The sequence below is a fragment of the Methanolobus vulcani genome (genome assembly GCF_006546655.1).
Lineage (GTDB): Archaea > Halobacteriota > Methanosarcinia > Methanosarcinales > Methanosarcinaceae > Methanolobus > Methanolobus vulcani_A.
Window position 1 is genome coordinate 182,850 of the sequence record NZ_VIAQ01000019.1, and the last position, 18,391, is coordinate 201,240.

Annotated in this window: 14 protein-coding genes and 1 pseudogene; 4 read left to right on the forward strand and 11 right to left on the reverse strand. The window is 41.6% G+C overall.

Annotated elements, in window-relative coordinates:
* Positions 1-88 precede the first annotated feature (88 nt).
* Positions 89-520 carry a bactofilin family protein gene (locus FKV42_RS12210; RefSeq protein WP_154810559.1) on the forward strand — a complete coding sequence of 144 codons (432 nt, stop codon included), beginning with the start codon at positions 89-91 and terminating at the stop codon, positions 518-520.
* Between the two features lie 8 nt (positions 521-528).
* Here FKV42_RS12210 and FKV42_RS12215 read toward each other — a convergent pair whose 3' ends face one another.
* From FKV42_RS12215 to FKV42_RS12225, 3 genes and pseudogenes are all read right to left on the reverse strand, one after another.
* A complete protein-coding gene (locus FKV42_RS12215) occupies positions 529-1,287 on the reverse strand; it encodes an ABC transporter ATP-binding protein (protein WP_196214134.1) in 759 nt (252 codons plus the stop codon).
* Positions 1,288-2,116, reverse strand: a pseudogene (locus tag FKV42_RS14360) (ABC transporter permease).
* Between the two features lie 86 nt (positions 2,117-2,202).
* On the reverse strand, positions 2,203-3,231 hold the full coding sequence (locus FKV42_RS12225) for an ABC transporter substrate-binding protein (RefSeq protein ID WP_230375696.1): 1,029 nt from the start codon (positions 3,229-3,231) through the stop codon (positions 2,203-2,205).
* A 149-nt stretch (positions 3,232-3,380) separates the two neighbouring features.
* Between FKV42_RS12225 and FKV42_RS12230 the strand changes: the two genes are divergently transcribed.
* Positions 3,381-3,902, forward strand: a complete 522-nt coding sequence (locus FKV42_RS12230; RefSeq protein WP_154810561.1) for a helix-turn-helix domain-containing protein — start codon at positions 3,381-3,383, stop codon at positions 3,900-3,902.
* A 56-nt stretch (positions 3,903-3,958) separates the two neighbouring features.
* Here FKV42_RS12230 and FKV42_RS12235 read toward each other — a convergent pair whose 3' ends face one another.
* From FKV42_RS12235 to FKV42_RS12260, 6 genes are all read right to left on the reverse strand, one after another.
* Positions 3,959-7,717: an S-layer protein domain-containing protein gene (locus FKV42_RS12235; RefSeq protein ID WP_154810562.1), complete on the reverse strand. Its 3,759-nt coding sequence runs from the start codon at positions 7,715-7,717 to the stop codon at positions 3,959-3,961.
* Between the two features lie 66 nt (positions 7,718-7,783).
* On the reverse strand, positions 7,784-8,776 hold the full coding sequence (thiL, locus tag FKV42_RS12240) for a thiamine-phosphate kinase (protein WP_154810563.1): 993 nt from the start codon (positions 8,774-8,776) through the stop codon (positions 7,784-7,786).
* Positions 8,777-8,911: 135 nt separating this feature from the next.
* Positions 8,912-9,775, reverse strand: coding sequence for a DUF4349 domain-containing protein (locus FKV42_RS12245; protein ID WP_154810564.1), 864 nt, complete (start codon positions 9,773-9,775; stop codon positions 8,912-8,914).
* Positions 9,776-9,841: 66 nt separating this feature from the next.
* Complete coding sequence (locus FKV42_RS12250) at positions 9,842-10,630, reverse strand: anaerobic ribonucleoside-triphosphate reductase activating protein (RefSeq protein WP_154810565.1); 789 nt, start codon at positions 10,628-10,630, stop codon at positions 9,842-9,844.
* A gap of 10 nt (positions 10,631-10,640) precedes the next feature.
* On the reverse strand, positions 10,641-12,932 hold the full coding sequence (gene nrdD / locus FKV42_RS12255; RefSeq protein WP_230375710.1) for an anaerobic ribonucleoside-triphosphate reductase: 2,292 nt from the start codon (positions 12,930-12,932) through the stop codon (positions 10,641-10,643).
* 133 nt (positions 12,933-13,065) lie between these two features.
* Complete coding sequence (locus FKV42_RS12260; RefSeq protein WP_154810567.1) at positions 13,066-13,317, reverse strand: glutaredoxin family protein; 252 nt, start codon at positions 13,315-13,317, stop codon at positions 13,066-13,068.
* A 617-nt stretch (positions 13,318-13,934) separates the two neighbouring features.
* Between FKV42_RS12260 and radB the strand changes: the two genes are divergently transcribed.
* Positions 13,935-14,600 carry a DNA repair and recombination protein RadB gene (gene radB / locus FKV42_RS12265; RefSeq protein ID WP_154810568.1) on the forward strand — a complete coding sequence of 222 codons (666 nt, stop codon included), beginning with the start codon at positions 13,935-13,937 and terminating at the stop codon, positions 14,598-14,600.
* 36 nt (positions 14,601-14,636) lie between these two features.
* On the opposite strand, the gene FKV42_RS12270 is transcribed toward radB, so the two are convergent.
* Both FKV42_RS12270 and FKV42_RS12275 read right to left on the reverse strand, forming a co-directional pair.
* On the reverse strand, positions 14,637-15,389 hold the full coding sequence (locus FKV42_RS12270; RefSeq protein WP_154810569.1) for a tRNA (adenine-N1)-methyltransferase: 753 nt from the start codon (positions 15,387-15,389) through the stop codon (positions 14,637-14,639).
* Positions 15,389-17,236 carry an HD domain-containing protein gene (locus FKV42_RS12275; RefSeq protein WP_154810570.1) on the reverse strand — a complete coding sequence of 616 codons (1,848 nt, stop codon included), beginning with the start codon at positions 17,234-17,236 and terminating at the stop codon, positions 15,389-15,391. The genes FKV42_RS12270 and FKV42_RS12275 overlap by 1 nt, the downstream gene beginning before the upstream one ends.
* Positions 17,237-17,365: 129 nt before the next feature.
* Here FKV42_RS12275 and FKV42_RS12280 point away from each other — a divergent pair, with 129 nt between their 5' ends.
* The gene (locus FKV42_RS12280) at positions 17,366-18,385 is read left to right on the forward strand and encodes an S-methyl-5-thioribose-1-phosphate isomerase (RefSeq protein ID WP_154810571.1); all 1,020 of its coding nucleotides are present in this window, start codon (positions 17,366-17,368) and stop codon (positions 18,383-18,385) included.
* Positions 18,386-18,391 lie beyond the last annotated feature (6 nt).

Sequence of the window (18,391 nt, forward strand, 5' to 3'; positions counted from 1 at the left end):
TAGAATCCAGAAATAGGCAAAATGAACTGTATTCAGAGTAGCATTTATAATCAAAAAAAAACTATTGAAGTACACATGGTGACCTTAGATGAGTGAAAATCCAATAAAATATCATGAGGACTCTAACACTTACATTACCCGAAAAAACAGCTATTTTGAAAAGGAAATCAATATAGACGGGAACCTCATAGTCGGGCAAGGTTCCAATTTCTGGAAAGACATAAATGTTAAAGGAGTACTGGAACTTGGAAAAGGTACTTTTGTAAAAGGCAATGTCAGAGCAGATGAAGCTATTATAGGTGCCAGATCTGAGATTAATGGAGACGTTGAAGTTGCTGGCGATCTTAAGATATTTGACTCTGTAAAAATAGAGGGATCAGCAATTGCCGGAGATGATATGCACGTACGTCCCGGATCGAAAATTGGCTTTGCAAAAGCCAGCAGCATAATGGAACTCGTTGGTAAAGTCAGCATTAAAGAGATAGAGTCCGGAACAAAAGTAATTGTGCGTTCGGAATGAACGCTTAATCAATGACCCTGTTCTTTTAATAGAGATTTCAATATATGGTCACGAAGCTGATTTGCTTCGGGGCTTGTCCTGTCCCTGGGTCTTGGAAGGTCAACATTGATTATTTCCTTGATCTTTCCAGGACGGGCACTCATCATCACAATTTTATCTGCAAGGAAAACTGCTTCGTCAACACTGTGTGTTACAAAAAGAATCGTAATATTCTTTTTTTGCCAAATATCAAGCAATTCCTGCTGGAGTATGTTACGTGTCTGGGCATCCAGCGCACCAAAAGGTTCGTCCATTAAAAGCACTGCAGGTTCGTTTGCAAGTGCTCTTGCAATAGCAACCCTCTGTTTCATACCACCTGAAAGCTCATATGGATAACTATCCCTGAATTGCTGAAGGCCAACAAGCTCAAGGTATTTTTCTCCTTTAACGATAGCATCCTTCTTTTTTTCGCCACTCATCTGAGGACCGAATATGACGTTATCAATAACCGTTTTCCACGGGAAAAGTGAGTATTCCTGAAAAACCATACCCCTATCGGGGCCTGGCGAATCAATCTTGGTGCCATCCAGATAAACTTCACCGCTATCTGGTTTATCAAGACCTGAGATTATCCTCAAAAGTGTAGTCTTACCACATCCGGACGGACCGATAAAACAGACAAAATCCTTGTCATCAACTTCAAGGCTTACATTATCCAGCGCCAGTGTTGTTTTATCTTCATCCTTTGTGAACTTGCGTGAAACATTTGTTACTTTAACACTGCCCATTCAGATCACCACACCTTTGCGCCATTTAAGAAGCTTGCCGTCAATGTAATATCTCAGCAGCCGGTCAATGAGAAGTCCAAGGAAACCAAGGATCAGCATATACACAAGCACAAATTCCATTCTGTGAAGATCATAAAAATGCCACATCTGATAACCAAGGCCGTTTCTGCTAACTCCAAACATCTCAGCAGCAACAAGACACATCCATCCAACACCCATTGCTATCCTTATACCTGCAGCAATAGAAGGAAGAGCTGAAGGAAGAGCTACATAACGTATGAGTTCAAAATTGGTGTTACAACCCAGTACTTTTGCCGCTTCCACATACACTTTTGATACACTTTTAAAACCTGTAAAAGTATTGATCATTATAGGGAAAACTGCACCGATGAATATCAGAAAACCTGCTGCAAATGGATTCAGACCTATCCATATGATCGCAAAAGGAATCCATGCAAGCGGGGGGAATAGGACGTATTATTTCTATAATAGGGTCCACGATACGGTCAATTGTACGGAACCACCCCATAATCATACCTATAGGAATCCCGATAATAAGAGCTGCAATAAGACCTATACTAAAATGCATCATACTGTAAAGGAAATCAACCACCAACATCGGAAGTTGCAATTTCGCACCCATTATAGCCAGACTTGAATCCCTGGATAGAATCTCAACCAATGCACCGGCCACATCCGTAAAACTTGGCAGATAGAACTTGTTTCCTACAACATAAACTGATATTATCTGCCAGAGAACTATTGTAGAAAATATAGATATGATTTCTACGCTTTTCTCTTTTAGTATCTGGATGTGTGTTTTTACCATGTATCCTCCGATAGTTAGAGATAATTAGACTCCGAACAGAGATAGAAATGTCTACTTATTATATAAGTTAGTATCAAAAAAAAAGATTATTGATCCAGAGCCTCATAGAAGCTCAGATCAAATATATCGTCCTGCGTGAGAGGCTCACTTATGTATCCAAGTTCATACTGAACCTGTGCATAGTCCACTGTTGAGTTGACTATGAGGCTTGGATCTGATATCCATGAACCATCCCAATCTGTAAGTGATTTGTTTACCAGTTCAAGACCCAGGTCTGGATAAGCATCAGCATAAATCTGTGCTGCTTCACCAAGGTTCTCTGAGTTATATTCAGTTGCACGAACATGGGTTTCAACTATCTGCTGTACAATGTCCGGGTGCTCTCTTATGAGATCTCCGCTTACAGCAACCACACAGCATGCATGATTCTGAAGCATTTCTCCTGAAGATACAACTGATCTGCCAGTGCCTTCACTCTCGATAATTGTTGGTGCTGGATGAGGAAGGAATACTGCATCTACCTCACCTGCTGTAAGAGAGGTTATTGCAGGTCCAGAGCCCATTCCTTTGATTTCCACATCATTATCAGGGTCGATTCCATTCTCTTTCAGCCAGTTCCTTAACAGAGTATCCTGAATGGTTCCTGCAGGGAAAGTTGCTATGGTAAGTCCTCTGAGGCTTTCCGGACCCTCATAAGAAAGATCGGTTTTGAGTACAAGGTCTGAACCCTGAATTTGAACAGCAGCTACAATCTTTGCATCAAGACCATTTGCAAGAGCAGCGATAACAGGAGCTGCACCAACATATGCCACATCGATCTCATCTGCAAGCATAGCCTGCATCTCAGGTGCGCCTGTGGCAAATTCCTTGTCATCGATAGATACTATTCCATAAGGTTCAAGGTCTTCAAGCCACCAGCCTTTTTCCCTGGCAGTCATATATGCAATCTGATGTGTACTTGGCTGATAACCAAAAGTTAATTCAGTAATGGCATCTGCCTGCTCTTCTTCCTGATCAGCAGTGTCCTCTGTGCATCCTGATACGAATACAGCAAGGACAAGTGCAATCACAAGAAATAAAGTAGAAGCTAATTTAATTGTCTTTGTGTGATTCACATTACCACCTATAATAATGTTAGATAATTTGTTTGCATGAGCCTATATATTATATATATTTCTACAATCCGCAAGATATATACCCTAATGAGGATAATGATGAGATTATATTTGCCCAACTGGGCAGCTGATATGCAGGGGGATAAAGAATAAGCACTGTAGATAAGATAATAGATGCTGTTTTTGAATCTGATGACGATTTTAGGAGAATCCTTTCTACTACTATAAAAGAAGACTTGAATTTGAATATGGCGGAATTCGCTGAGCAAGCTGGCGTTCCTGCCAGTACACTCTATAAAATCATGTCAGGAAAAAGAGAACCTAATGTCAAGACATTGAGACAAATTATCAAAACAGTAAAAAGACTGGAAGGTTCGGAAAAGGGAGAATTCATTGCGGTAATCGCTGCAAGACCGGTACTTGACAACATAAGTGAAACTAAAAGAAAAATATGCGGAAACCTTTGCACTATTAGAGAGTATTCTGCGACTTCCATGGAAGAAGCTATTATTGCAGCTGTGCGTGCCGAAAGAGATGGAGCAAAAGCCCTTGTATGTGCACCTATAGTAAGCCCTACAGTAGAAAAAATACTGAGGATACCTGTTGCAACCATTATGCCAAAGAACAGTCTCTTTGATGCTATCGAACTTGTAGCTAAGAAAATTAGCTAACTCAGAGCATAACAAGATTTAAAACTAAAAATAAAAAAGGTAAAAAGAGTTATCGGTTATTTCCCGATCAACTCTTTAACTGCTTCTATTGCTTCAGCAGCCTTTGCCTGTGCTATTTCTACTGTCCATCCACCTGCTGTGAACAAATATGCGGCTCCACCTACAGCTGCAAGACCAATTGCTCCAAGTACATACCAGATAGTACCGGATTTCTCAAAAACCTCATAGGTTGTTGTAAGATCTCCCACCTGAACCTCATAGGTGCCAGGTTCTTCTTCTTCGTGAGTGAACTCAACAGTTGTAGAATCACCAATGGAAAGTGTTATTGTCTGAGAATCTACAACTACGTCATTTACAGCAAGTGTAACATTGTAGGAACCTTCGGCAGTACCTGTGTTAGTAACATCAGCAGTGATTGTTGCTTCCTGTCCCTGTTTTATCTCTTCGGGGAGTATTTCCAGGTTGCTGAAGTCGAATTCTGCAGCCAGTTCATTTACTTTGAAATCAATCTCTGCATCATTCATGCCAGACTTTGTAGCCCCAATTGTGTGAGTTCCTGCTTCAGTTGAAGTATAAGTGACACTTCCATCACTATCAGTAGTACCTATTGAACTACCATCAAATGTCACTGATGCACCTGATATAGCATCGCCACCTATTGAAGCCAAGACATAGATCGTCATTGATGAACCCTCGTACACATCATCTGGAGATACTTCAATGCTCATGGCACGGGTCTCATCATCCTCGTCGATGACCTCGATGTCCTCTGAACCTGTTGTATAACCTGACTTTACAGCAGTTATTTCAAATTCTCCTGCCTCTGAAGGTGAATATTCATAAGTACCGTCATCATCTGTGGTTCCAAGAGTTGTACCATCCAGTTTAATGGTTGCATCGGCAATGGTTGCACCACGTGCAGTTACAGTTATCGTAACGTCATCTCCCATGGCAACTGTAGAATCACTAAGCTCAATATTTAAAGTGTAGGATGTTGAACTTGTTTCTTCAACGTAGGGATAATACCTGAGTGTACTTGAATCTGCAACCATTATTCCTACTTCACCCATCAGTGTGATATCCTTGTCTTTGCTAAGAGAGATAGAATCCTCGTTCTCCATTACAATTGAAGTGTCACTGAAACTTGTAATTTCCATTTCATCGTAACTATCTCCATCTTCAAGTTCAAGATAGTCATCAGATATCTGGAATATACCCTCTATGAAAACAGCATTGGATTCTCTACCAGAGAAGACATTGTTGAAGTGAACTATTATGATAGGAACATCGTCAGCATCGCCAAGATCTTCTTTATAGACGTAATCGGAATTTGCATCGATGACATCAGTATCAACCTCATCACCATCCTTAGTCAGTACGATAAGAACACTATCACCATTGATATCTACTTCGTCTATCTCAAGAGCATAGCCCTCTTCAAGTTCAAGTGAATTACCAGAGAATATTGAAACTTCATCATCATCGTCAATCAGAACCTTAGAAAGCATACCGTTTGATAGCAGACTTACTTCATCAACAACAGTATCGTCTTCGTAACCTGCAAAGTACTTTTCAGCCATAAATCCAATTACATTGAATGTTCCCCAACTGGAATATTCGAAATCAACCGAATCAGCTGTGCTTGTATATACGAGGTCACCATCATCGATTGTCCTTCCGGAAATTTTAGTCAGCTCAAGTGTTTCTGTCTGTATACCTTCATCGATATCATAATAGAATCCTTCAAAGTTCAGAGGAGTCCATGTAAGAAGATCACTTTCTTCGGCAACAGTACCACGGAGCTCGTATGTTCCAGGCTCTGACATATCCACGTATGGAGCAAATCTGAGATCACTATTATCAGCAACTATCAGGTTAATACTGCCCATCAGATTGATGTCATTTCCTTTAGAAAGAGAAACGGTACCATCGTTCTCCATTTCAATCAGGTCATCACTGATAGAAGTGATTTCCATTTCACCAAAACTCTCTCCATCATCGAGATCTTCATAGTCCTCTGAAATCTGGAATATACCATCTAAGAAAACAGCATTGGATTCTATACCGGAGAATACCCTGTTTACATGCACAGCGACTATAACAACATCATCTGCATCTCCAAGGTCGTCTTTGTAGATATAATCATCACCACTTTCTACGACTCCAGAGTCCAGATCATCACCATCTTTTGTGAGAGTTACGTATACACTGTCCCCATTAACATCGACTTCAACAATATTGAGTTCATATCCTTCTTCGAGTTCAAGTGAGGAACCCGAATATATTCTCTCTTCATCATCACTATCAATGAGAACCTTTGATAATTGACCGGAAGACATCATACTTACTTCGTCAGCATCGTCGATGTCTGTATCATCTGTATAGCCTGCAAAGTATTTCTCTGCCATAAATCCAATTACCTGATATGATCCCCAATCCGAGTACTCGAAATCAGTCTCAACAGGACGTGTCTGATAAACAATGTCACCTTCACCAAGTGAACGGTCGATATTATAGATTGTCATGTTCTCGGAACTTAAACCGGATTCAAGATCGTAGAAGAATCCTGAGAAAGACTTTGCATCCCAGATATATTTATCCTCTGACTGGTTTGCATTCTCGTCCCAAATCCTGTCACCGGTGTAATAGGTCTTTGAATACACTGTGATGGTTGTTGCATCAGTTGTGTCGTCTCCGTCACCATTTGTAGCCTTCAGAGTCACATTGTAAGTTCCAACTGTATCGAATGTGTGTATTGGATGTTGCTCTGTTGAAGTCTCACTGTCACCAAAATCCCAGTACCATTCATCTGGACTATTGGTAGAGGTATCGTTAAACATTACAGTTAACGAAACGGTACCTTCAGTTACATTTGTGTCAAAAGATGCAACTGGTGGATTGGATGAGGAAGAAGCTGCATTTGTTTCCACGGTATTATTTATCCAGTCACCGATATTATTAGAGGTATCAAATGTCCTAATACTTATTTTATAAGAAGTGGATTCACTGAGCCCAGTGGCATTGTAAGAATCATCACTGCTGGAAAGATTTATTTGGAAGACACCATCAAGATAGATCATAGTACCATCAAAATCAGAATCTCCAGGATTGGTCCAGCTCCACTCAATCCAACTGTCACCTTTTGAATTACCCGTCACTGTTACAGAATCGGGAGCAGTTGTATCTGATCCACTTGACGCATTTGTTTCCACGGTATTATTTATCCAGTCACCGATATTATCAGAGGTATCAAATGTCCTAATACTTATTTTATAAGAAGTGGATTCACTGAGCCCAGTGGCATTGTAAGAATCATCACTGCTGGAAAGATTTATTTGGAAGACACCATCTAAATAAATCATGGTACCATCAAAATCAGAATCAATAGGATTGGTCCAGCTCCACTCAATCCAAGTGTCACCTTTTGAAGTACCTGTCACTGTTACAGAATCGGGAGCAGTTGTATCTCCTGCTGCAGCAGTCTCAGCTGTATCATTGGCCCATGAAGCAGGGTCACTCTCTCCTGTTAAATTTGTTGTAATAGTACTTATTTTATGAGAAGTTGACTCTGAAAATCCAGTAGCATTGTAGAATTCTGTAGAATTATCCAGAGTAATTACATATGAATCATCAATGTAAATGTCTATTTCGTTGAAATCAGCGTCACCAGGGTTATTCCATTCCCAATAAATCCAACTAGAACCAGTAGAACTTGCACCAAGACCTGTTACCGGACCGGGCAAACCTAATGCCAGACCAGTAAGCAGTATGAAAATTAGTGAACTAGATATAATAAATTTAAGCTTATTTCGCATTCTAAACCTTCCTTAAATCTTAAATTAAACTGTATGATTAAATATCGTAAACTAATCCTGCCTAATCTAATTCCCCAATTGCAGATAACCTTTTCGATTTATCGTCAGGTTTTCTCCGCTATAGCACCTAAGGACAGTACCAACTTCCCGGTCAACTACATTTCCTATAACATTTAAATAACATACGCTTTGGGCCACCTCCAGCATATCAGGAGAAACTGTGCAAAGTAGCTCAAAATCACCACCTGTATAAAGTGCAAAATCAGTAAGCTCTGAGCGTTCAGTCGTTACAAAATCTGCGATTTCCTGCTGCATAGGGAGAGAATCCTCATTAATTGTGAAACCTACAGTATTAAGGTTAGCAAGGTCGTGAAGTGACATTGCCAGCCCATCACTTGTGTCCATCATGCTAGTCACGGCACCTGTACGGGCAAGTTCCTGAGCTTCATTCACCCGGGGAATCGGTTCAAGAAGCCTATTCATTAGACTATCAGGAATATCTATATTATTTTCAAGGGCATGCAGTGCAGCTCCGGCAGAACCTGCAAAACCAGTCACACAGATAAAATCACCAGGCTTTGCACCCCTTCGTGTCAAAAGTTCCGATTTGCTTACTTTTCCAAGAGCTGTGCCGGTGATGGTAAGTTCATCATGGGTGTCAATATCACCACCTATAACAGAAGTTCCACAAAATTTTGCACAATCATTCATTCCTCTTGAAATCTCATCAACAAATGAAAGATCAGTATCTTTAGAAAAACCCATAGCTGAGAGAAAACCTATCGGCCTGGCACCCATTGATGCAACATCACTGAAATTAACAGCAGCAGACATCCATCCAATCTGCCACGGAGTCATGCAAAGAGGAAAATCTGTTTTGCGGTGCAACATGTCCGTTGTTATCACCATATACTCATTTTCAGAAATATCGACAACGGCGCAGTCATCAGGCCCTGCACCCAAAGGAACATCAGGATTATAAACTGAACCGAAAACACCGGATAAACGACTTATCAGAGGACGTTCACCAAGTTCGGATACGGAAATAGGATCATTCATAGTATCTGCTATTTTAACGTGCTATATATAACTACTTGACTAAGATGAGTTGTTTAAAACTTAATACTCAAAACTGAAAAATTAGTTTTGCTGGCAGTTGAATACCAGCTTAAAACAAAAGTCCGACTAAAAAATCTATCTTCTAATCCTCCTTTTGATAAACAGACCAGCTCCACCAAAGAATATCAAAACAATCACCAGTGGCAGCAAATAGCCAACTAATATTATCAAGGCATTGACCATTGATATGAAACCATTTACCGATTCAGATACTGCATCCCTTATACCCCATGAACGGGTTATTGGCCTTGGTTCGGTCACATAGATATTAATTGTTGAAAACTCAATCCTATCATCAAGATAATTGAGCCTTCCTGTAAGACTCTCTATCTCACCACGAACCCTTTCAAGTTCCTTTTCAACTGCCAGGACATCCTCAACGGTTTCAGTCATATTAAGGATTTCCTGAAGACGAGTCTCCTGTCTTTCAAGATTATCCAGACGTGCACTCACATCAATATACTCTTCTGTAACATCCTGTGCACTTACACTCTTACCTGTCACTTCACCCAGTTCAGCTACATCCTCAAGGAAAGATGAGTATTCGGACTCAGGAATCCTGACAGTGATGTATCCGTTTTTGCCTTCGTATGAATCATAATATGAATCGTAGATAGAGGAACTGGATACATATCCACCTGAAGCTACCGCCATTTTAGAGATTTCATCAACACCTTTAGCCGCATCACTAACCTGTATTGTCATGTCCACAGTGGTTATTGTCTTACGATCAACTGAATCAGTTGAAGCATCTCCATAGTCAGTATATCCGGACTCATCCATAACAGCGTTTCTTGCATATGAATCATCATAATCTTCAACAGCCATGTAATCAGCAGACTGCACAGAGGATTCTTTATAGCTGCTCGCACAGCCAGATACAAAAGTAGCTGCAAGTAAAATAATTAGTACTGCAATGCTACTGAATTTTGCATTCATTTAATCACACCTTTTTAAAGTATAATTAAATGATTGACAGGAAAGTATTAAAAAATTGTTTAAACTTCAATCTGATTCGAAGTTAAGCCGTTCGTTGCCTTTCTCTTTTGTTCTGACATATATATTGTCAAGGAATTCATGGGCAACATCCGCAAGCTCAATAAGTTCATCCCTGCTTAACGGCTTTATATCCCGGAGCGATTCCATCATTGCATTTTCTCCAAAACCCTGCTGGAGGACATAAACAGGTTCACGACTACCGGTAAGTTCATAAATTGATTTTGCAATTTCCGAGACTTCATCGGAACTTCCCATGAAATCCCTTATGATTGTTGTTCTCAGTTCGAGTTCAAGATTCTTTTCCAGAGCAAGATTAATGGATTCACAAACTCTTTCAACCACGTTTTGTGGATCAATATGAATGTCACTATAATCCATACACCCGATTGCCTTTGCATACTTTTCAGCATCACTTAGCGGAGCTTTCACATCGATGAAGAATTTGTCCACAAGCCCTTCTTTGATCAGTTCGGCCATTACATGAGGATAATAGCCGTTGGTATGGATGCCGACGAGCAGACCTATCTTTTTGACGTATTTTGCAAGATGGATCACAGCATCCTTTTGCATCAGAGGCTCTCCGCCTGAGAAAACCACGCTGCTGACAAAAGGCCGGGACTCCTTCATCTCTGCTTCAAGTACGGAAGCTTCCACCATGTTGCTTTCAAAAAGAAGCTCATGGTTCTGGCAATAAGGACACCTGTAAGGACATCCTCGTAAAAAGAAGACGATTGACACCTTTCCGTGCCAATCTACTGTTGATATGGGAACAGTGTTCCCATAATTTACTTTCATATTCCCAGATTTAGATCATGTCTGAAGAACCATAGCGCATCCTGTCCGCAAGTTCCTGCTTCTTACCATTGTTCCAGCCACTTACTGCCTGCACATATCCGGTTACCCTGGACATCTGCTCGACATTGGTGGAACCACAGTTCTCACATGTGCACTTAAGACCTGACATCATGTGGAAGTCATTGAGACACACAGTCATATCCTTGGTGAAAGCAAAGTAACCAATCTGAGTGTTCCTTGCAATGTTCATTGCAAATTCCTTAAGTCCCTTTGCATCAGGTGAACCTTCACCCATCCAGATGTGACAGATGTTTCCTCCGTCAACGATCGGGAAGAACACATGCTCGATGTTTATCCTGTCAATAAGTGAGACATTAGCTCCAGGTGGTACATGAGTACCGTTGGTGTAGTATACCGGAAGATCAGTAGTCTTCCTTAGATTTGCAAGAGCAGCTTCCTTGTCACCCTTGACAACTTCAAGTACACAGTCCCTGTACTCATCATGGAGCATGTCGGATACTGAGAATCTCTGACCTGTAGTTTCAGCAGGCGTACGTGCAAGAGCGATCTCAAGGCCGTACTTCTGACTGAGCTCATGTGCGTACATTTCCATCTCAGTCATTACCCTGATTGCAAACTTGAATGCATCTCTTGATTCATGCAACTCTGAACCAGTGTGGTACTGGACCATTTCATTGATACCTACAACACCGATGGTGCATACAAGTGAATCAATATCCACTGCAACACATCCCTTCTCACCTGTTACAGGGTCCTTTGGCCTCTGTGTTGCAAATGGCATCCTGTTGTTCTCAATGATATTCTCCATCCAGTTGCGCTTTGTCTTGAACAGAGTTATACACTGATCCATCAGTTGTTTGAGATCAGCAAACAGAGCAGAATCATCCCCATTCGCCCTGTATGCTGCTCGTGGGCAGTTAAGAGATACTACCTGCCAGGAACCCATTGAGAAATGTTTTCCATCCTTGAACAGGAGTTTATCATCAAAACTGTCATCTGCATCAGCATTTGCTGAGAACTGGTATGCACAGCACTGATAGCAGGATATGCCCTCTCCTGCACCTCTGTATTCTGGTAACTGATTATCGAAATATGGAGTACCGAACTTTGCTGCAAGTTCGAAGGTCATGTCATAGAGTTCCTCATAACCTGGCAGATCAGGATGTGCCTTGTTGAAGAACTCATCCTCCTGCATGAAGTCAGGTTCAATGGAAATCTCAGGCTTTGGGAAATTGAAAGGCTTACCCCAGTTGTCACCCTCAATCATTACATCCATGAGTGCCTTGAATGCAAGACGGACCTCACGCTCAAACTCACCATATGTGCGTTCCTGAGTACCGTTCTCGCCATTGTGGACACGTCCCTTGTAAACAGCTGGCTTGTCCTTCCAGAGCTTTGGCACACCTGGAGAAAGCTGGACTGAGGAGAATACTACCTGTCCGCCGCGGGCTACCATCATCTGGGTCATCTCATACACGAACATCTGCATGAGCTGTTTTACATCACTGTAAGTCTTACCCTCAAGATATGGAGCAAGGAATGTAAGGAAATTATAGAATCCCTGACCACCTGCAAAGTTTGTCTGGGCGCTTCCCAGAGCCTTCACTGCGTGGAGGATTGCAACTTCTGCCTTCATTGCAGGGCCAGCTACACTTGCCTTGGCACCTGAACCGTCTGGCATGAGACCATAGTAGAAGAAATACCTGAGATCCCAGTCCTGACAGAATGCACGGGTTCCAAGATATTCAAGATCGTGAATGTGAAGGTCACCATTAAGGTGGAGATCTGCAAGCTTTGGTGGCAACAGAAGAAGATACTGTTCCTTTGAGATCTTATCTGCCTTCTTCTTGTGAGATGTTTCTGCATTTTCCTGAAGGTTTGCATTGTCATTTGCCTCAAAGCCGCTTCCAAGATCAATCTCACATGCATCATATACAGGAGTACCTATTCTGGTAGAAATATTCCTCCATTCAACATGACCTCTCTGCAAGAGCTCCATATTGACGATTTCCCTGATAAGCGGACCTGAAAGGAATTTGAGATCAAGGCTTCTGATACGGCGCTCTACATCTTTTGCAATGTCAAGTGCTGCGTCCTTTTCGATTCCAGGCTTGCCGTGGAATCTCTCAGCAAGTTTTGTTTCCTTTAACAACTGGTCCACAATGATACTGCGATCCCAGTCCACCATATGCCCTGCAGTGGTACGCACCTTAGGCATTATAGAAATATCATGACCATCGAGTGTCTTCTGTATAGCATGCTGTTTTGTGAGTGTTGTCATACTGGTATCTGTCCTTTCGTCTTCCTCTGCGCAAACCTGCATGTCAGTTCCCAACTCTGCATTTTCAAGTTCGACCTTTTCCTTAATATTAGTAGCACATACGTCCATTATTCCCACCTTAATTAAATTGCACTTAAAGTATGCTACCCAATGCTTCCAGGTTCACGTCAGGACCCTTGAACAGTTCCTTATGAGTTAAAAACTCATCGCCGATCTGGAGTACAGGGGCAGTCATGGTGAAAACACCATTGAATTTTAGTTCGGTCAAAGCTTCAGGAGTAGACATATCTGCTGTTGCAAATGCAACTCCCTTCGATTTAAGTACCTTTTTTAATTGCTCGCATTTCGGGCAAGTCTGTGTTGTATATATAACCACTTCAACCATTTTCTCGCGTCCCTCGATTGTATATAAATAAACTATTATATTAGTCCCATTCTGGAGAGGAACAGCAATGCCAGATTGAAAAACGCACACATCCGACATTACAGTTATCGAAACTCCTGTTTCCAGAAGGTAAATTATACAAATGGGTTTTAGCTTAATAATGGTTTTTCAAACTGCATTTGAATATATAATCGAGTATATCACACCAGCATTGTTATCAAATGTGAAACACACAATAAACAAATATGATCAAGTGGATGAAACATACATGATTACTACCAAGTTGGCCCAAACAGAAAGAAGCCATTTTGAGAAAAAACACAGAAATAAAAAACAAACTAAAAGTTCATAAATAACTTAAGTAATCCTAAAGGGTCCGGCAAAACCGACGTTTTCCCACAAGATATAGCAAAATAATTTACATAATACCCCAGAATATTTTCTTCGCAGAAATTTTGTAGAATCAGCAGCATGACTTCAATAAGCATTGGATTATTATACAGTGTTCTACGGAGCCTAAAAAGAAAAACGCATAAAAGAAAAAATGCACCAACGGTGCCAAAAGATGTATATTATAAACCCTATTATAGCAGATAATCCTAGCAAGAGGTGTAAAGATAACTAAACAACTAAGTTCCGGCTGCAAGCCTATTGATGATCTTTTAGGCGGAGGATTTGAGGCAGGCGTAGTCACACAGATATTTGGAGAACCAGGAAGCGGAAAAACAAATCTGTGCCTCCAGCTTGCAGTGGAATGTGTCAAAAAAGGAAAAAAAGCTATCTATATAGATACTGAAGCAATCTCACCGGATAGGTTCAGGCAGATTGCCGGAGAGAATGCTAAAGAGATAGCCCAGCAGATAATTATCTTTGAACCTCATAATTTTGAAGAACAATATGCAGCAGTAAAAGAGATCGAGAAGCTCATATCAGACAAAGTGGGACTGATACTCATAGACTCCGCAACTGCTTTTTACAGGTTCGAGCTTGACCAGGAAGAATCAGGAATAAGGACAAGAAGAGAGCTTGCAAACCAGATAGGACTTATACATGCCATTGCACGCAAACACAGAATAGTTGCTGTCATGACAAACCAGGTCTACAGCGATATGGCAGGTGGCGTAAGACCCATAGGCGGCAGTGGAATAGAGCACATCTCAAAAACTATTATCCAGCTTGAAAAGACAGGAGATAGCAAGAGACGTGCAAAACTCTGGAAACACCGCTCACTTCCCGAAGGCGGCACCTGTGAGTTTACCATCACCAATGAAGGTGTAAGGTAAGTTCAAAATTGGATCAAATTAAAAAATAAAAATCATTCAGGCTCTTGCTATTGTTATAAAGCCTGTATGCCCTACTTTTGACGTAGAAGGACGAGTTCCTCTTGACGAAAATGAAATTTCCCGTTCAGAGAATTCCATTGTTGTAACTTCATCGAAACCTTCAGCATCAAGTGCATCACGTATTTCCTTTGTCTGCTCAAAGAAAGGAGAATACGTTGCAATGAAACCACCTGGATAAAGTACACGTTTTACATTAGGAATAACGTCCTTGGTATTCTGTGTATCAAGAGTTATAACATCAAACTTTTCATCGATGTTCTTTATCTCATCAACAATATTACCACAGCGGAGTTCCACATTATCAAGACCAGCGCTCTGCACGTTTTTAGCTGCGACCTTCATGAATTCCTCATTCACCTCGTATGTGACAACTCTTTTTGCAATAGAACCAAGGTACATTGTGAGTATTCCGGAACCGGTGCCTGCATCGAGCACAACATCATTCTTGTTAAGACCGGTATAAGCAATGATCATGCCAATGTCCTTTGGCATCATAGGAGCCCCGGTTCTTTTTGCATGACGGAAGAAATCCGGCATTTTGGGACGCTGAATTGTGAATTCCTGACCCATGTGAGATACAACTGTGTCCCCTGGCTCCTTATCCACAAGAGATGACAGCTCAATTATTCCAAAATTCGTGTGCAACTGGTCATCGGAAACTTTCGCAATGAACTCCTTGACCCTGTCCCTGTGGGAGGTCTTCAGCAAAACCAACTCGCCTGTTAACATTATTTTACACCTATGGACCGTTTTTTAGCTACATACCTGTTTGAAGGGATAGTAACTATATCCCTTTTGATAGAATGTTTGACCATTGAAAGATGAGACATCATTTCCTCAAATTCAGGACGATATGCATCTGCAAGTGTGCCTGCATATTCAACCCCTTCCCATGTAAGCACATATTCATAACTCTGCCGGAACCTTCCATCTTTTTCATAATAACGAAGATCCTCGTCAACGATACCCATAGCAACAAGAACCTGGATATCCTCAAAGACCTTTTCAGAATACGGGAAACCATACCTATCATGGAAAGAGTAATCAAAGAGATTCTTGAGTCTTGGGAAAGTACCGAGTTTTTGAATAGTGCGGTAGAGCCATGTTATGTGCCTTAGCCTTGGAATTGAAACAAATCCCGGTTTTTCGTCCACGAAAATACTGTGAACTGCATAGAACAGCAGGATTATACCCTCGATAGGAAGATACTGATCCTCCCTTGTATAATGCAGAAGTCTTGGAGAAAGATCATCGACAATCCTGCGAAGTTCTGAGAGTACAGCAGATGAATCTTTATTGATGACAACATCAGGATGTGAAAATGCTGTAAGTGAGAGCTGGCGCGATATTGCACGGACCAGACCATTGGCAAGTGCAGATTCATCATAGAAGAAGCCATCCTCATCATCCATTGCAACACGCATGCTTTTTGGAACACCCGAAGCAACTGTCAAATCCACAAGCACATCACCAAGTTCCTTTGCAAGCCTTGTTTCAAGTCTTTTTGTAGCCACGCCATGCCGGGCAATTGTTGAAAGCGACATCCGGGTTGATGGCCTGAGTATCTTCTGACTGAGCCTTGCAACGGGTCCATACAACCTGCCTTCACGGAGATTATCAAGTAAAGAAAGTGATTTTTCAGATGCATTTGACCTTATGAAATTGAGCAGGTCGTTATCATTATATTCCGTGAAAAAGCGGACAATCTCATCTTTTGCTGCATCCGTTCCTGATTTGTTTTTGAATTGCTCAAGAGCATCTTCAAGTGCGTAGAGCAGCATGACCCTGGCGGCCTGTGTCTTTGGATTATGAATTATTGCAGTATAGTGATGGGCACGGGATATAAGCATGGATTCTGCAGCAGTTAATGCCATATCATTTCCATAGGTGGAACCATCCGTACTTCCAAGAACGATATTTTCATCCTTTATGATTAGACTGCTGATTATTTGATCCACATCGATAAGTCCGAAGGACACACCAGTATGATATGAATCACGCAGCAGGAAATCTATTCTGTCAGCATCCACATCACCTGCAATAACCTGTGCAAGATACGGTTTTGAAATGGAATGTGAATCACCGGTTGCTATCTTTGATATTTCATCAAAAAAGTCGAATGCATCTGTAGCAAATTCAGATTCCACATAGCCTGCAATGTAATTATCCTGAGGCAGTATCCTTGAAATGATATCTCTAGAAAAAGCCTCGTGCTTTATGAACTTCTTCCCCTCGATTACCGGCTGCAACTGAGGATTACGTTTGAGCACATTCTCCACTGCATGCGAGAATGCTGAATGACCTACATCGTGAAGAAGTCCTGCAAGCCTTATTTTGCGAATATCTTCTTCTTCTTCAAGTGAGAGTGAACGACCTATGATGGATGCCATATGCATAGTACCGATACTGTGCTCAAAACGAGTATGATTGGCACCCGGATAGACATGATCCACAAGTCCAAGTTGCTGAATATTTCTTAGCCTCTGGACATGTTTTGTATTTAGAATCATCTGCTCGAACTCGTCGAGTATGATAGTCTTATGTACCGGGTCGTGAATTATCAGGGGTTTTTGCATTGGCTGATAATACGAATAGAGAGTATATAAATGAAAGGCAAATGAACCATTTGTCCTGAATAAAATGGAGGATTTAACTTCAACCTTTACATTTTTATCCCGGTTCTGACATTTAGAGAGGCAGATAGCATGAGAACCATAGACTGGAATGATGACTCTAATTCAATCGTAATGATAGACCAGACACTCCTTCCGATGGAGTACAAGGTCATTGAATGTAAAACGCTTGCTTCCCTTTGTGAGGCAATAAAATCCCTGCGCGTGAGGGGTGCTCCAGCCCTTGGAGCTGCCGGTGCCTATGGTATCGCACTTGCCGCAACCCTGAGCAGTGCAAGTGATATGGAAGCACTCATAAGAGATCTGAATGTAGCTGCAAAAACCATCAAGGCAACAAGGCCTACAGCAGTTAACCTTGCATGGGGAGTTGACAGGACAATAGGTGCAATCTCAGATGCATACGACCTCAGCGGTATCAAGGATGTAGTGCTGGCTGAAGCTAAGAACATCGCTGATGAGGACGTGGAGACTAACAAAAAGCTTGGCAAATATGGAGCTAAATTGCTTGAAGATGGTGACACTGTTATGACACACTGCAATGCCGGAAAGATGGCATGTGTTGACTGGGGAACCGCACTTGGAGTTATCCGCTCTGCTGTTGAGGCAGGTAAAGATATCAAGGTCATTGCCTGTGAGACAAGACCACTTAACCAGGGTGGCAGAATAACAACATGGGAACTCATGCAGGACAATATCGACGTGACACTCATTTCTGACTCTATGTCCGGGCATGTCATGAGCAAAGGCATGGTGGACAAAGTGATTGTCGGAGCTGACAGGATTACAGGAGATGCAGTGTTCAACAAGATAGGAACCTACACACACTCAGTCCTTGCAAGAGAACATGAGATTCCATTCTTCGTTGCTGCACCAATATCAACTTTTGATCCGAACAATTGGGAAGATACTGTCACCATCGAACAAAGAGATGCAAATGAGCTTCGCTTCTTCAAGGATGCACAGATTGCACCTGCGGATGTCAAGGTTTACAACCCTGCATTCGATGCTACACCAATGGAAAATGTCACTGCAGTGATTACAGAGAAAGGCGTATTTTACCCACCGTTCCTGCTGGATGAAATCCTGGCATGAATGCAC

Bases quoted from the DNA above. Each gene is read 5' to 3' on its own strand.
- FKV42_RS12210 (WP_154810559.1), top strand. From the start codon at position 89: ATGAGTGAAAATCCAATAAAATATCATGAGGACTCTAACACTTACATT.
- FKV42_RS12215 (WP_196214134.1), bottom strand. From the start codon at position 1,287: ATGGGCAGTGTTAAAGTAACAAATGTTTCACGCAAGTTCACAAAGGAT.
- FKV42_RS12235 (WP_154810562.1), bottom strand. From the start codon at position 7,717: ATGCGAAATAAGCTTAAATTTATTATATCTAGTTCACTAATTTTCATA.
- thiL (WP_154810563.1), bottom strand. From the start codon at position 8,776: ATGAATGATCCTATTTCCGTATCCGAACTTGGTGAACGTCCTCTGATA.
- FKV42_RS12245 (WP_154810564.1), bottom strand. From the start codon at position 9,775: ATGAATGCAAAATTCAGTAGCATTGCAGTACTAATTATTTTACTTGCA.
- FKV42_RS12250 (WP_154810565.1), bottom strand. From the start codon at position 10,630: ATGAAAGTAAATTATGGGAACACTGTTCCCATATCAACAGTAGATTGG.
- nrdD (WP_230375710.1), bottom strand. From the start codon at position 12,932: ATGACAACACTCACAAAACAGCATGCTATACAGAAGACACTCGATGGT.
- FKV42_RS12260 (WP_154810567.1), bottom strand. From the start codon at position 13,317: ATGGTTGAAGTGGTTATATATACAACACAGACTTGCCCGAAATGCGAG.
- FKV42_RS12270 (WP_154810569.1), bottom strand. From the start codon at position 15,389: ATGTTAACAGGCGAGTTGGTTTTGCTGAAGACCTCCCACAGGGACAGG.
- FKV42_RS12275 (WP_154810570.1), bottom strand. From the start codon at position 17,236: ATGCAAAAACCCCTGATAATTCACGACCCGGTACATAAGACTATCATA.
- FKV42_RS12280 (WP_154810571.1), top strand. From the start codon at position 17,366: ATGAGAACCATAGACTGGAATGATGACTCTAATTCAATCGTAATGATA.